The sequence below is a fragment of the Algoriphagus boritolerans DSM 17298 = JCM 18970 genome, from assembly GCF_900108085.1.
Classification (GTDB): domain Bacteria; phylum Bacteroidota; class Bacteroidia; order Cytophagales; family Cyclobacteriaceae; genus Algoriphagus; species Algoriphagus boritolerans.
In genome coordinates this window covers 290,336-304,204 of record NZ_FNVR01000002.1, presented here as the reverse complement: position 1 = coordinate 304,204, position 13,869 = coordinate 290,336, and the positions used below count along the sequence as shown (strand labels likewise).

12 protein-coding genes are annotated in these 13,869 nt (G+C 43.2%); 2 read left to right on the top strand and 10 right to left on the bottom strand.

Features of this window, described 5'->3' with window-relative positions; translation table 11 throughout:
* The first annotated feature begins 177 nt into the window (after window positions 1-177).
* Window positions 178-1,578: a COG1361 family protein gene (locus C4S61_RS03490; RefSeq protein WP_103923402.1), complete on the top strand. Its 1,401-nt coding sequence runs from the start codon at window positions 178-180 to the stop codon at window positions 1,576-1,578.
* 63 nt (window positions 1,579-1,641) lie between these two features.
* Window positions 1,642-2,502: a glycoside hydrolase family 16 protein gene (locus tag C4S61_RS03485; protein ID WP_103923401.1), complete on the top strand. Its 861-nt coding sequence runs from the start codon at window positions 1,642-1,644 to the stop codon at window positions 2,500-2,502.
* A gap of 26 nt (window positions 2,503-2,528) precedes the next feature.
* Here the strand turns inward: C4S61_RS03485 and C4S61_RS03480 are convergent, their stop codons facing one another.
* The 10 genes from C4S61_RS03480 to C4S61_RS03435 all read right to left on the bottom strand — a co-directional run bounded on the left by C4S61_RS03480 (window position 2,529) and on the right by C4S61_RS03435 (window position 13,822).
* Window positions 2,529-3,326, bottom strand: a complete 798-nt coding sequence (locus tag C4S61_RS03480; RefSeq protein WP_103923400.1) for an alpha/beta fold hydrolase — start codon at window positions 3,324-3,326, stop codon at window positions 2,529-2,531.
* A 215-nt stretch (window positions 3,327-3,541) separates the two neighbouring features.
* Window positions 3,542-5,134, bottom strand: a complete 1,593-nt coding sequence (locus tag C4S61_RS03475; RefSeq protein ID WP_103923399.1) for an amidohydrolase family protein — start codon at window positions 5,132-5,134, stop codon at window positions 3,542-3,544.
* Window positions 5,135-5,268: 134 nt separating this feature from the next.
* The gene (locus tag C4S61_RS03470; protein WP_103923398.1) at window positions 5,269-6,084 is read right to left on the bottom strand and encodes an enoyl-ACP reductase FabI; all 816 of its coding nucleotides are present in this window, start codon (window positions 6,082-6,084) and stop codon (window positions 5,269-5,271) included.
* 64 nt (window positions 6,085-6,148) lie between these two features.
* Window positions 6,149-7,801 (bottom strand): DNA repair protein RecN, encoded by a 1,653-nt coding sequence (gene recN / locus C4S61_RS03465; protein WP_103923397.1) that lies wholly within the window; start codon window positions 7,799-7,801, stop codon window positions 6,149-6,151.
* 40 nt (window positions 7,802-7,841) lie between these two features.
* Window positions 7,842-8,744 (bottom strand): type IX secretion system protein PorD, encoded by a 903-nt coding sequence (porD, locus tag C4S61_RS03460; RefSeq protein ID WP_103923396.1) that lies wholly within the window; start codon window positions 8,742-8,744, stop codon window positions 7,842-7,844.
* 28 nt (window positions 8,745-8,772) lie between these two features.
* Entirely contained in the window at window positions 8,773-9,981 is a 1,209-nt protein-coding gene (gene coaBC, locus C4S61_RS03455) for a bifunctional phosphopantothenoylcysteine decarboxylase/phosphopantothenate--cysteine ligase CoaBC (RefSeq protein ID WP_103923395.1), read from the bottom strand.
* Window positions 9,982-9,986: 5 nt separating this feature from the next.
* Entirely contained in the window at window positions 9,987-10,301 is a 315-nt protein-coding gene (locus C4S61_RS03450; protein WP_103923394.1) for a DNA-directed RNA polymerase subunit omega, read from the bottom strand.
* A gap of 28 nt (window positions 10,302-10,329) precedes the next feature.
* Window positions 10,330-11,235 carry an outer membrane protein assembly factor BamD gene (locus C4S61_RS03445; RefSeq protein WP_407640568.1) on the bottom strand — a complete coding sequence of 302 codons (906 nt, stop codon included), beginning with the start codon at window positions 11,233-11,235 and terminating at the stop codon, window positions 10,330-10,332.
* A 64-nt stretch (window positions 11,236-11,299) separates the two neighbouring features.
* The gene (locus C4S61_RS03440; RefSeq protein ID WP_103923392.1) at window positions 11,300-12,010 is read right to left on the bottom strand and encodes a T9SS type A sorting domain-containing protein; all 711 of its coding nucleotides are present in this window, start codon (window positions 12,008-12,010) and stop codon (window positions 11,300-11,302) included.
* Between the two features lie 126 nt (window positions 12,011-12,136).
* Window positions 12,137-13,822 carry an OstA-like protein gene (locus tag C4S61_RS03435; protein ID WP_103923391.1) on the bottom strand — a complete coding sequence of 562 codons (1,686 nt, stop codon included), beginning with the start codon at window positions 13,820-13,822 and terminating at the stop codon, window positions 12,137-12,139.
* Between the last annotated feature and the right edge of the window lie 47 nt (window positions 13,823-13,869).

The window sequence follows — 13,869 nt, the reverse complement described above, 5'->3', positions numbered from 1 at the left end:
AGCATGACGAAGATCGTCTCACACTGGGATGATTATAATGCATGCGAGATTCCATCTGACTAATAAAAATCAAATTACAAACAGATGAAATCGAGCATGACGAAGATCGTCACACACTGGGATGATTATAAACCATGCGAGATTCCATCTGACCAATAAAAATCAAATTATAAACAGATGAAAAAAACAATCTTACGACTAACAGGTATTATATCGCTGTTTATCTCCGTATCGGCATGCGATAATGGATACAACGATGTACCGGTAATTGATTCTCCCCCCAGCCTCAGCTTAGGAGCAATCACAAGTGGATTGGTGGAAGGCCAAGATTTTAAAATTGAAATCACGATTGGAGATGGAAGGGATGAAGGCACCATCAGTACGCTATCAACCTTTACGTATGCCATTACCAGAGCAGGGGAAACTGTATCCTCCGGATCTGAGGATCTTTCAGGAGATCTTCAAACGGTAGTAATTGAAATTCCTAATGGATTCGAACCTGGTAATTATAACCTTGACATCTTGGCTACAGATTCCAACGGAAATGAAAGCACAGAAAATCTTTCCTTCACGGTAGCCTCGGCAAGACCTGAATTTGATATTTCCGGAACTTGGACGATGGAACCAATCGCCGGAGCACTTAAAGTTGGCCCTAGCCCGGGCAGTGGAGAGTGGTATCAGAACTCTGCGGGAGACGTTGCGCTGCGCAGTTGTTATTTTGACGACACCTACACCTTTGATTTAAATGGCACTTTTACCCAGGACATGGGGGGCCAAACATGGCTTGAAACTTGGCAGGGTGTGGCAGCTGATGGCTGTGGAACTCCAGTTAGTCCTTTTGATGGTTCAGGGAGCTTTACTTATAGCTACACCAGTACTACGCTTACCTTGATAGGAGAAGGTGCCCATATCGGTCTTGCCAAAGTCAATAATGCAGGAGAAATCTCCAATGGCGCTCCCCTGGCCAGTCAGATCGCATATACCATTGTAGAGCAATCCCAAGAGGGTGATGTAAGAAGAATGACCCTTCGAATCGAGGCTGGATCTGGTGTTTGGTGGGATTTTAAATTAATCTCCGGCACACCGGCAAGTGCCCCTCTTGCTGGAACATGGAAAATGGAACCAGTAGAAGGAGCATTTGCAGTGGGTCCTTCGGCAGGCAGTAGAGAATGGTTCTTTAATACCACTGCGGATGTGTCCACAAGAGCCTGCTTTTTTGATGACACCTACACTTTCGGCGAAGACGGTACATTCTCAATAGAGATGGGAGAGCAGACATGGTTGGAAGCTTGGCAGGGAATTGCATCAGATGGATGCGGAACTCCAAAAGCTCCTCATGATGGAGCTGGATCTTACACCTATCAATACGATGGTACTACCCTCAAACTTATCGGTCAGGGAGCTCATGTCGCACTTCCTAAAGCTGTAAATGGAGGGGAGTTGCCAAATGTTGCTGTACCCAATGAGGTAAATTATCAGGTTGTAAGTTTAACCCAGGCCGGTGGAGTCAAAAAAATGACCTTACATATTGAAACAGGTACCGGAGTTTGGTGGACTTTCAAATTAGTGTCTGAATAAATCCAAGTGAAGATTTTTGTAAGGAATTCCAGAAATCTTCACTTTACCTAAACTTTATTAGCTATGCAAAAATGGATTTATTTGACGGTATGTTTTTCTTTTTTGGGATTCGGCGGATGTGTATCTGAGGAGGGTAATCCTGACGGCAATGGAGCTTCAATTTCTGTAGCCATTCCAACTTCCGGAGCTACCTCACCTTCCTCGTATCCGGGAATGAATCTGGTATGGGAAGATGAATTTGAAGGAAATTTGCTAAATACCTCCAATTGGAGTCATGAGACCGGAACGGGCCAGAATGGCTGGGGAAACAATGAATTGCAATTTTACAAACAAGAAAACACCTCCTTGCAAGATGGTTACTTGGTAATAACAGCCAAAAAAGAATCATTCGGTGGAAAGGAGTACACTTCTTCACGGATCATAACAAAGGACAAAAAACAATTCCGATACGGAAGAGTAGACATACGGGCAGCATTGCCAAAAGGGCAAGGGATGTGGCCTGCATTGTGGATGCTTGGATCCAATTTCAATTCTGTTGGTTGGCCAGCATGCGGAGAGATCGACATCATGGAGATGATTGGTGGAAATGGCAGGGAAAAGACTGTTCATGGTACGGTACACTGGCAACATGACGGATCACAAGCTCAATACGGCGGCGATTATTCGCTTCCTTCTGGGACCCTATCAGACAAATTCCATGTCTTTTCTATCAGTTGGGATGCCCAATCCATCCGCTGGCTGATAGATGATCAGGAATACCATGTAATTGACACTTCTCCCGCCCAATTGGATGAATTTAGGAGAAGTTTCTTCTTCATCTTCAATGTGGCTGTGGGGGGAAATTGGCCCGGATCTCCAGATGCCAATACCACTTTTCCTCAACACATGATTGTGGATTATGTGAGAGTATTCCAATCCAATTAAAAAAAGCCCCTCGGGGCTTTTTTTTGCTACTGTTCCATGATCCATTCCGCAATCAGTCGATTGACCTCATCGGGCTTTTCGATGCAGCTGCTGTGTCCCGCACCGGGTATGAGGTGAAGTTTTGCTTTACCTATCCCCATTTGAATGTATTTAGCCTTTTCAGGCTTAGTGGCTACATCCTCGTCACCCACAATGATCAGGGTCGGACAAGTAATTTTGGACAGCTCATCCTCCACGCCTTTTCGGTAAATGACTCCTTCTACCGGACCGCTGATACTTCTTTTGTTGGAGGACAATTCCTGCTTCCAGTACTTGATCAGGGGCTTATTCGACGGATTTGAAAGCCAACTCTCCGCAAACATGAGGTGCATCACTTTGGAAGCAATGGGAGGAATTACTCCAACCCATTTTACAATTCCATTGAGGGTTTTGTATTGCGGTAGGTTTTCTACGGGCTCTGCATTGGCAGAAGTTTCCATGAGTATGAGGCTTTTGATCAAATCTGGTCTTCTCGCCGCAAGCCTCAACCCCACAAATCCACCCATGGACAAGCCCGCGAAATGGACGGGGCCATCAACCAGATTTTGGATTAATTCAGCAGCATCTTCAGCGACAGTTTCCATATCAAATGGCCCCTTCACTTCGCTTTGCCCTTGACCCCGGTGATCATATGCTATCACGCGGTAATTTTTACTGAAAAAATCGATCTGGTTTTGAAACATCCGGTGACTCCAAAGCAATCCATGCGAAAAAATGATGGTCTCTTTCCCGAATCCTTTCTCTTCATAGAAAAGCTTCACTTCGTTAACCTCAATAGTGGGCATAAAAACAATGGATTTTGAGTAGAACTATTTGAATAAAGGATAAATTTTTCTAATTATATGCTATTCTGCAAGTAGACAAGTATACCCTTGATTTTGGGCTGGGAGACCGAAGACGGAAGACCGAAGAAGTCCAAGAATTGGCATTTACTAGTTCATTTGAACTTCGAAGTTAGCTACTGGCAAAGTTCCGTATATCCATATAAATTTTTGATGAGTTATTGCCAGTCCAAGCCTGGCTGAGTCATTCGGGCATTTTCTCTGGCTTTATGCGCATCCACAATTTTCCGAACATCCTCAAGAAGTTGCTTTGCGTCGTAGACAATGCCGTCCTTCACCGTGTACTTAACGCCACCTACTCTCACGGGTTCGTTTTTTTCATTGATTCGGATAGAACCTGTACCGTAGAGTACTTTGAGGTTTTGGAGTGGATTTTCTTCTACGATAACAAAATCAGCAAGCTTGCCAACCTCAACAGTTCCTATCTCTTTGTCCATCCCCAAAGCTTCGGCTCCATACATGGTAGCAGATCGGATCACCTCCAAAGGATGGAAACCCGCCTCCCGAAGTAGCTCCAATTCCCGGATATAGGCAAATCCATACAATTGATAGATAAATCCTGAGTCAGATCCGGCTGTTACCCGACCACCTCGGTTTTTATACTCGTTGACAAAAGTCATCCATAGGCTGTAATTTTTCTTCCATTGAACCTCCTCCTCTGTAGTCCAGTCAAACCAATAAGATCCGTGGGATTGTCTGCTCGGGGAATAGAATTTCCACAAAGAAGGAAGTGTGTAAACTGCATGCCATTCCTGAGTCCTTGCTCGCATCAGGTCACGATTTGCTTCATAAATATTGAAAGTAGGATCAAGCGTGAAGTCAAGCTCAAGCAATTCGTCCATCACTTTGTTCCAGTGCTCAGAATAAGGTGGTGCGGCCTGATTCCATAGCTTTCCTGCCTCAGCAAATCGATGCTGTTCGTTCTGATAGTTGTAATCCAGCCTAAAATCCTGGATTGTCCTGTCTTGAAATAAAGCTTCAGGCAATCCATACCAATGCTCCATACCTGTTAACCCGGCACGTGCAGAATTCAGGACATTCCATCTGGCAACGCCTAATTGCTGATGGTGCATGATAGATCGAAGTCCGATTCGCTTGTTTTCAGAAATCGCTGCCTCGATCACCTCAGGATTGGCACCAAAAAACTTAATCCCATCGGCTCCTTTGGCTTTGTTGGAATTGACCCAAGCCTTCGCTTGCGCTGCATTTATGATGGGACTTTCAGAACCCTGCCCGAATGAAGTATAGGCAAAAATCCTAGGGGCGGTGATTTCATTGTTCAGTGATTTCTTTTTTTGGTCCAAGACCCAGTTCAGTCCATTTCCGGCTGAGGGATCTTTAATCGTGGTAATCCCATGTGCCATCCATAATTTATAAACATATTCGGCAGGAGTACCCTGTCCTGTGCCTCCAATATGACCATGGCTATCCACAAAACCAGGTAGCAGGTAGTGCCCTTCTAGGTCAAGTACTTTTGTGACTGAATCTGCTTCTGGCCTTTCGCTTTCATTGATCGGAAGTCCCGGATAGCCAACGATTTCAATTTGAGTGATACGGTTTTTCTCTACCACGATATCTACCGGACCAACAGGCGGTGCTCCGGTTCCGTCCACCAAAATTACTCCGCGAAGGATCAATTTGGAATAAGGCCCTTCACCTTCCTCCCTGATTGGGGCGGGCATGATTTGGGAAAAAGCTTGAAGTGTGAAAGCAATGCCTACTAAGGCTGCGAGTAGAATTCTTCGATACATAGATTGAGTGGATGTGAATTAGGACAATAAGATAAAATAAAATGCATCAGGAAAAAATTGGATTTGTCTCATTGAGCGACATGAAAAAAGCCCGACTGAGAACAATCGGGCTTTTTCGATAGAGATTAGTGGTTTTATAAATCTTTAAACTTTTCCATGATATCTTCAGAGATTCCAGTGAAAGAATAGCCTCCGTCATGGAAGAGGTTCTGCATAGTGACCATTCTGGTCAAGTCCGAAAACATCATCACAATGTAATCTGCACAGGCTTCAGCCGATGCGTTACCAAGAGGGGAAAGTGCCTCGGCAAAATTGTAGAAGGAGTCAAATCCACTGATTCCTGATCCGGCAGTAGTTTTGGTAGGAGACTGAGAAATCGTGTTGACCCGGACTTTTTTCAACTTCCCATAGCGATATCCATATCCTCTTGCAATGCTTTCCAGCAGGGCTTTGGCGTCAGCCATATCGGTATAGAACGGGAAAACCCGCTGCGCTGCGATGTAAGAAAGTCCTACGATCGAACCCCATTCTTTCATCACATCCATTTTCTCCGCCACTTGCATCATTTTATGAAAGGAAACGGAAGAAACATCGTAAGACTTCATGGCCCATTCGTAGTTCAAGTCACCATAGCTGCGGCCTTTTCTAATATTGGGGGACATGCCAATGGAATGTAAAAGGAAATCAAAATCTGAACCCAAAAACTCCTTGGCCTCAGCATAAAGCTTCTCAATATCCTCCACGACCGTAGCATCCGCCGGAAGGACGATGGTGTTGCATTCTTCAGCGAGTTCCTTGATGGCGCCCATGCGCATTGCTATGGGTGCATTAGTGAGCACAAAACGCCCACCTTGTTCTTTAACTTTTAGGGCAGTTTTCCAGGCAATTGAATTTTCATCCAGTGCTCCTGTGATGATTCCAACTTTTCCTTTTAGCAAATTTTCTGGCATATAGCTTTTGGATTGATTTCAAAAATTTTAGGGTAAAAATAGGAAAAATTTGGGATTACCCTGCTCAATTCAACAATAGCTCTTTGGCACTCTCACGTGATGATGTAGATGGATTAGCTCCTGCGATCATCTTGGCCAACTCCTCCACCCGCTCTTCATGAGTCAAAAGTTTAATTTTACTTACAGTCCTTTCGGCCGAGTTGTCTTTATACACAAAGTAATGCAATTCCCCCTTTGCAGCGACCTGAGGAAGATGAGTAATGCAAATCACCTGGTGTCGTGAGGCTATTTCTTTCATCATTCGAACCATCTGAAGCGCCACTTCACCCGAAATACCCGTGTCGATTTCATCAAAAATCAGCGTGGGAAAGGCCATTTTATCAGCCATTAAAAATTTGATTGCAAAGAGTAACCTTGAAAATTCTCCTCCCGAAGCCACTTTTTTTAAGGGTTGTAAGGTGCCACCCTTATTGGCAGAAAATAAGATCTCCACTTCATCAAGTCCTGAAAGTGAGGGGGAAATCAGCCGATGCTCAAATTGGATTCGGGCATTTTCCATGCCCAATCCCACCAGCAATTCCTGAAGTTCCTTTTCAAATTGCCGAAAACAGGATTTCCGTTTTTGGGTCAACAAATTCCCAAACTCCTCCATGGAATTTCTTGCGTCATTCATTTGCTTCTCCGCTTCTGCAAGACTTTCGTCCAGGTTTTGAAACTGAAAAACTTTATCTGCCAGCTCGCTTTCAATTTGGATCAATTCCTCCACAGTACTTACCCCATGCTTTTTTTGAAGTTGGTAGATTTTACTCAAGCGCTCCCGAATCTGCTCCAACTTTTCAAAGTCTATTTCTACCTTGCTTTCCTCATCGACAAGCGATTCACTGAGATCTTTCAATTCAATAAATACGCTTTGAAACCGCTCTCTCAGCTCGGAAAATTTATGAGCCAAACGCTCGAGACTCTGCAACCCATGCTGGATTTGACCCAATCCCTGGATCACTCCAAACTGCTCTTCCTGAAAAAGAGCAAGCATTTCGTTGATCTTCAGCTTGATTTCCTCTGCATTTTCCAGCACCTCTTGGGTGGATTCCAGTTCAGATTGTTCGCCTGCAACCAAAGCCATTGCACTCAGTTCATCCAATTGGAACTGGTTGAAGTCAGCCTCCTTCTGCATTTCAAAGGCTTTGTATTTCAATTCATCAAATTGCTTTTTCGCCTTGCGGAAATTCCTGTAGCGTTGCTGATAAGCCTCCAAATCTTGCATGGTCTGGGCAAAAGCATCCACCAGACTAAGTTGATAACTTCCCTCACCGAGCTGAAGGGTGTCATGCTGGGAATGGACATCCATAAGTTTCGATCCCAGAATTTTCAGAGCATCAAGCAAGACCGGGGTATCATTTACAAAAGATCGTGACTTTCCATTCGGACTGATTTCTCTTCGGATGATGCAGCTTTCCTCATAATCCAACTGCTCCTGATCGAAAAATTCTTTTAACCCATATTCAGAAATATCAAATATGCCTTCGACGACGCATTTTTTATCTTCGTGCAGCAAAACCTTCGAATCTGAGCGATTGCCGAGCAAAAGTCCCACAGCCCCCAGCATGATAGACTTGCCGGCACCTGTCTCCCCAGTGATCATACTAAGCCCATTGCTGGGCTGCATACTTAGTTGGTCGATTAGCGCATAATTGGAAATACTAAGTGATTTGAGCATATACTTGATCAGCTTTGGACAAAGCTAAAAAAAAACCAGCTTAGCTTCTCAGAAGCTCGTTGTACTTTCTGGCGTTATTTGGGTCGACCTCCAAAAGTAACTTCACTGCCTCGTCCCGAATTTCAAAAGGTGCACTTTTCAACACTTGTGAAATTTCATCTGATTTGGCATCCACAAAAGTAATGGTAAAGATCCCATTTGGCTGTAATTTATTTGCTGTTGCCACTAGTTTGATTGCCTCCAGGATGTTCTTGTAGGCAGTTTCGGGATCAATTTGAATCAGATCCATGCCTTGCCGATGATAGAGATAGTAGGCATCACGTATCGATCCATAAATCGTGGACACATAAATATCATTGATCAGCCAATAGCGATTTCTTCGGTCAGTTTGAGTTTGGACCCAGCCGGGTCTCCCGGATTGTTGGGCATTGTTTACAATATCGTTTGCCACCTCAAAAAATGGATTTCCTCCCCGGCTGGCAAAAGTGTCGTAGTCGATACCCAAGGCGATGTAAGCGTAAAAAGCCAGAAGTGAACTGATATTATTCAAAAATGTAAACCTGTTAAATTCCAAGGGCTGAGACTCCAAATACTCAAAGTTCCAATTTCGGTCCGCAAAATTAAGAATCAAGGACTCATAATTGGTCCCATAGACCGGACGAACTACCTGAACCTGAACCGTGGCGTTGTAAAACCCGATCTGAGGTACATCATTGATGGTAATCAGTAGGTTTCCTTTGACTCGCTCTTCGGGGCGATATTCGTCATCCGTCCAAGATCTACCATTGAGAAACTGCTCAAAATTGGTCTTCATCTGATTGAAAATATCCGTATTCTGAATTCTGGATCGGTCGCTGTTAATGATGACCGTGAAATTCAGTTCTTGCGCCTCCGCTGCCCATGTAAAAAAATAAAACAGAATTAGAAATTTAAGCTTAGTCATAGGTCTAAAGTAGCTAAAATTTCGAAAGTCAAATCCAAACCGGCACCTTTTTGATTTCTTCCAAAATTAAGACTGCAACGTCATTTTTCGAGACAAGTCCTGAATCTGCAGACCTTCCATCCGAATGAAATATCTTCACTCGATTCGTGTCATGTTGGAACCCAGCCCCTTTTTCGTTTGCCGAATTCAAAACGATCAGATCAAAGTTTTTCTTGTCTAGCTTACCCTTGGCGTTCAGTTCCTCATTTTCGGTTTCCAAGGCAAATCCAACATGAATTTGCCCTTTCCTCTTGGCTTTACCTAATTCAAAGGCGATGTCAACATTCTTTTTAAGGAGAATCGACATTTCCGAATCAGCTTTTTTGATTTTCTCCTGAGCGACCACCGCTGGAGAATAGTCCGCTACTGCCGCTGCAAAAACACAGACATCCATTTCTCCATGAAGTTTTTTGGAGGCTTGGTACATTTCTGCGGCAGACTTTACCTTGACCAGGTGAAATAGCCCGGTGTCGATTGGAAGCGAAACTGGACCGGAAACCAGAAAAACTTCGGCTCCGCAGGTCCTGAAGGCATTTGCGATAGCCAAGCCCATTTTTCCGGAAGAATGATTGCTAATGTATCTGACAGGATCGATAGCTTCCTGAGTTGGTCCAAGTGTGATCAGCACTTTTTTTCCTTTGAAATCAGGTTTTGATCCAAAAAAATTCTCCACCCGCACCAAAATATGCTCCGGCTCCATCATTCTTCCCTGTCCCAAAAGCCCACTCGCTAATTCTCCACTTTCGGCATCCAAAAGTAAATTTCCGAAAGATTGAACTTTTCGAAGGTTTTCGCGGACAGCAGGATGTTGGTACATGTCCAAGTCCATGGCTGGCGCCAGCATGACGGGGCACCGAGCTGAGAGGTAGGTAGCAGAGAGCAGGTTATCACAAAGTCCATTTGCAAATTTCGCAAGGGTATTGGCACTCAGCGGAGCGATAATGAAAAGATCGGCCCAAAGACCAAGTGCTACATGATTATTCCATTCTCCGGATTTCTTATCAAAAAATTCTGAATAGACCGGACGCTTGGATAGCGTTGCTAAAGTAAGAGGGGTAATAAAGTCAAGAGCCGAAGTGCTCATAATGAGTTGCACTTCAGCTCCTGATTTGATTAGTAAACGGGTCAAATGAGCGGATTTATAGGCAGCAATACTGCCAGTCACCCCCAGTAGAATTCGCTTACCGTTGAGGTTCATCGCGATTACTCAGCCCCTTCTTCGGTGGGATATCTGAAATAAATTTTCCCCTCCATAAATTCTTCCATAGCCAAGGCCGAAGGCTTGGGCATTCGCTCGTAAAACTTTGAGATTTCGATTTGCTCTTTGTTTTCGAATACTTCCTCCAAGTTATCCACGGTAGATGCAAACTCAGAAAGCTTGTTGTTCAACTCCTCTTTTAGATTAGTAGAAATCTGCTTTGCACGCTGCCCAATAATGTGAATAGAATCATAGATGTTTCCGGTCTTTTCAGCCACTTTATCAAGGTCACGAGTTACAATAGATGGATTGATTGCCATAGTATTTTTGCTATTAATTTTTCGAATTTTAGTTATTGTTTTCCCCTATTTTCGCTTCAGACAAAGCCTTTGCTTCGGCCTCTGCCGTTTTTTCCGCGTATTCTTTCTTCAACTTCAAATGCGATTCCAGCTCTCCTCGCGTATCGGCCTCGAAGGCTTTTACTTTACTCAGGTATGGACTACTTGGGTATTTTCTGTAAAAGGTATTTGCAAAAGAAATTGCTTCCTTTAGCCTTTCTTCTTTTTTATCAAAAGCTGAATTTCTTGCGTACCCAAATCCTACTTCAACCAACTTATAAGAAAGCTCTTCATTACGCTTACTTTCAGGATAGTCTTTTGTGAAGTTCTGGAAATTCACAATGCAGGCCCTATAAAAGTCTCCGGGAAATAACCCATCCTTTAACCTGTAATACATCTGGGCCTCGCTGTATGCTTTGTCCTCGAACCTTCCCTCCAAATCGATCAGCATCTCCATGGCTCGTTCATAACTTGCAGATTCTGGAAATCTGGTCACAAATTGCTGGATCGCCGCCACAGCCTCCTGGCTACTTTGCTGATCCAAATTGAAATCAGGAGCATCCAGGTAAAGTGAATAAGCATGCATGAAAAGTGCTTCTTCTGCCAGAGGGCTTCTGTTGTAAGTTCTGAAAAACGTATTAAAATAACCAGCAGATTCAATGTATCGCTTGATTTTGAAATGCGCGTTGGCATAATTGTATTCTGCCAATTCTGCTTTTTCTGATCCCTTGATTACCGGTAATACCTTCTCGTAAAGAATAATGGCTTTGTTGTATTCTCCTTCCTGATAATATTTGTTGGCACCGTTATACAGCTCTTCCCAGTTGGTACTTTTCTCCAATTTGGTGAAAGGCCCACAAGAAGAGATCAAAAACAGTACGAAAAGAAATTGAAGGGATTTTGACAGCATGCTCATTTTCAAGACCGCAAATATACGGGTAAATTGTTTGTATTCAAATGCCTGAATAATTCAAGGATTCCTACTTCTTTACTTGTAGTTTCTTGGTTACAACGTTTTTGTTGTCCACAAAAAGGGTGTAGAAGTACACACCCGGCTGAAAGTCCGTCACGTTGATTACCAATGAATTTCGTTCCGGATCAAGTTCATATTCGGCAATAGGGTTACCAATGAAACTATTGATTGAAATCTTGGCTTTGGCTTTAGGATTAACCAATTCATAGTCCAATTGTGCTACTCTATTACTCGGATTTGGATAGATTTCGCTGAGATTAATATCCTTATGGGAGAAGTCTTTGGTAGATGTGGAAGCAACTTCATACCTAGCTTCAACGACGAAATTTTCCCGAATATTTTCTGCGTTAACGAAAAATAAGTCAAAACTTCCTCTTGTTTCGGCAATTCCCAGCTCGAATTCCAAGTACAGATCGGTATAGATTTCTCCCGGCGCTAGTTTCAAGGAAATTTTTGCGAGATCCTTCTTGGGATCAAAACACTGGTCGTCAATACAAATCTTAACTTTCTGAGAGGAACCGACACTTCCCCGGAGGTTTTTCAGAAGATAGGTTTTAGACTGATTGGCTTCATTCTGCAAAATGACGGTTTTCCGCTGAGAAGAACCGATCTCCCCTGCAAAGTCCACTACCTCACTCAATACACGAACCTGCTGCGCACCAGCCAATACAGGCGCAAAGAACAACATGCATGTTAAAAATTTGAATAAGGACTTCATGTAAAACTTTAATCAATAGGATCGGCAGATTGGTTTTTCTGAAATTAATATACGGACAAAAATACTTTTTTGATTCTCAATACAATAAAATTACGGGTTAATTGTTGTTAACCTTTTAAAATACTTTCAAAGTAATTCGACTTCGATTTGATTGCCCTTTTTAGGCAAAGGAACCAACATCGTTTTTATTGGGACTAAACCCGATTTTCCTAGTTTTTCCTGAATTTGTTCTTCAGTTGGCATCTCAATTTTCACATCGGGATCATTGAATAAATTTTCAGCATCCAAGTCAATTTCGACCGGTTTTCTCCAGGCATCAATCGCAGCCCGATCTGGTTTTTCTTCAATTCTCCAGTTGAACCCATCGAGCCGGGAGACTTTTTCATCTATTTTTTGGACAGGAGTAAATTTTCCGTCTGGCCGAATGCCGAAATTAGCTTTACGAATTGCCCCGTCCTGAAAGGTCAATTTGATATTGGCACTCAAAATCCGATTTACTCCCTGTGTCAGCGTATCTGCCTCCAAAGCAAAATACAAGGATTCCCCGTTCCCTTCAATGATCAACCTATCCATCTGTCCCTCCACAAAGTATCCCGTCATCTCCCTTCCTTTCATTTGGTTGTAATTCAGCAGGGTGTCCGTCATGATCGAAAAAGCCTTGTCTTTCATGTAAACCCTATCTAATTCCTCATTGGCAATGTAAAAAATCATGGAATCGGCAGAAATCTGGCTTTTCTGATTCCACATGACCGGATCCTGGAATAATCGAATCGAAGAATCAGCGTAGTTGTACACGAGCGAATCTGCAATCCCTGCAAGATCTGCCTTGGTCAGCTTAATGGAATTGAATGCCAATAAATATCTGGCGGTGTCAGCTTCGCTATCCTGAGAAATCAAGGTGTCTGCAGTCATAAACAGGGTGTCCTTCTCGAAGTATTTTCGTACCAACGCATTTCCATAAATCAAACTGTATTTCCTGTCTTCCCAATATTTCCCATTGTCTCCATAGACTTCCACCTGACGTTCCTTGTTCAATACACGGACATCTTCTTTTCCTTCATAGTAGGCTTTAGTTTCGTCATAAAATAACTCCTGCGCTTTGATCCGGCTTTCCTCTGTCTCTACGATCCCGTCGAAAAATCGAAATTGTTTCTGTTGGGTATCATAGAAACTTCCATTTTGGGCATCCAGTTTATACCCCTCTTTGGAGACTATATTGGTTAATCCTTTAGTCTCGGAAGTTTTTGGAATCGTCAGATAGATCAGGTTATTGGTTTTCATGGTGTAGTCCGGATTGACCAGAATTACATTTTGACGAAACGTAATCCGTTCAAAATTGACCTCGTAAACGCCCCTTTCGCTCGTAAGGACGTTGGTTGAATCGACAACTTTACCATCGTTGAAATAAGTGGCAACATTTGTTTCTCTGTTGTAATCCAGGTAGTCAGTGTAGAGTGTGGTTTCCTGATTGGTAAAAACAACGTTGTTCCGCAGCTTGGCAACTTTGGTATTTCCATCGTACTCCGCATAGGTACTAGTCGTGGTGATCGGGTCCTCTACGTCTTTGATCCGAACTCGGCCAAAAAGCTGGGCTCTATTCTCTGCTCTATAAAAATGGGCTGAATCACAGTAAATCAGAGAATTTTGATGCTTCATTTCCACATTACCCAGCAATCGATCAAATCCTACTGCACCCCTCAACAAATCTGCCTTATTGATTTCAAGCGTAGAGCTCTGTTGTGCGAAAGCTTCGCCAGTAAGGGAAAAAATCAGGATCCAGAACACCGATGTAAGGAAGAAGCGAATAGTCATAATTGCTTAGATGTGGGCAAAAATAGCGGAAAGCACCGTAAAACTCT

What these genes read in the sequence shown, in the direction of transcription:
- C4S61_RS03490 (WP_103923402.1), top strand. Translation starts at nt 178, where the DNA reads ATGAAAAAAACAATCTTACGACTAACAGGTATTATATCGCTGTTTATC.
- C4S61_RS03485 (WP_103923401.1), top strand. Translation starts at nt 1,642, where the DNA reads ATGCAAAAATGGATTTATTTGACGGTATGTTTTTCTTTTTTGGGATTC.
- C4S61_RS03480 (WP_103923400.1), bottom strand. Translation starts at nt 3,326, where the DNA reads ATGCCCACTATTGAGGTTAACGAAGTGAAGCTTTTCTATGAAGAGAAA.
- C4S61_RS03475 (WP_103923399.1), bottom strand. Translation starts at nt 5,134, where the DNA reads ATGTATCGAAGAATTCTACTCGCAGCCTTAGTAGGCATTGCTTTCACA.
- C4S61_RS03470 (WP_103923398.1), bottom strand. Translation starts at nt 6,084, where the DNA reads ATGCCAGAAAATTTGCTAAAAGGAAAAGTTGGAATCATCACAGGAGCA.
- recN (WP_103923397.1), bottom strand. Translation starts at nt 7,801, where the DNA reads ATGCTCAAATCACTTAGTATTTCCAATTATGCGCTAATCGACCAACTA.
- porD (WP_103923396.1), bottom strand. Translation starts at nt 8,744, where the DNA reads ATGACTAAGCTTAAATTTCTAATTCTGTTTTATTTTTTTACATGGGCA.
- coaBC (WP_103923395.1), bottom strand. Translation starts at nt 9,981, where the DNA reads ATGAACCTCAACGGTAAGCGAATTCTACTGGGGGTGACTGGCAGTATT.
- C4S61_RS03450 (WP_103923394.1), bottom strand. Translation starts at nt 10,301, where the DNA reads ATGGCAATCAATCCATCTATTGTAACTCGTGACCTTGATAAAGTGGCT.
- C4S61_RS03445 (WP_407640568.1), bottom strand. Translation starts at nt 11,235, where the DNA reads ATGAGCATGCTGTCAAAATCCCTTCAATTTCTTTTCGTACTGTTTTTG.
- C4S61_RS03440 (WP_103923392.1), bottom strand. Translation starts at nt 12,010, where the DNA reads ATGAAGTCCTTATTCAAATTTTTAACATGCATGTTGTTCTTTGCGCCT.
- C4S61_RS03435 (WP_103923391.1), bottom strand. Translation starts at nt 13,822, where the DNA reads ATGACTATTCGCTTCTTCCTTACATCGGTGTTCTGGATCCTGATTTTT.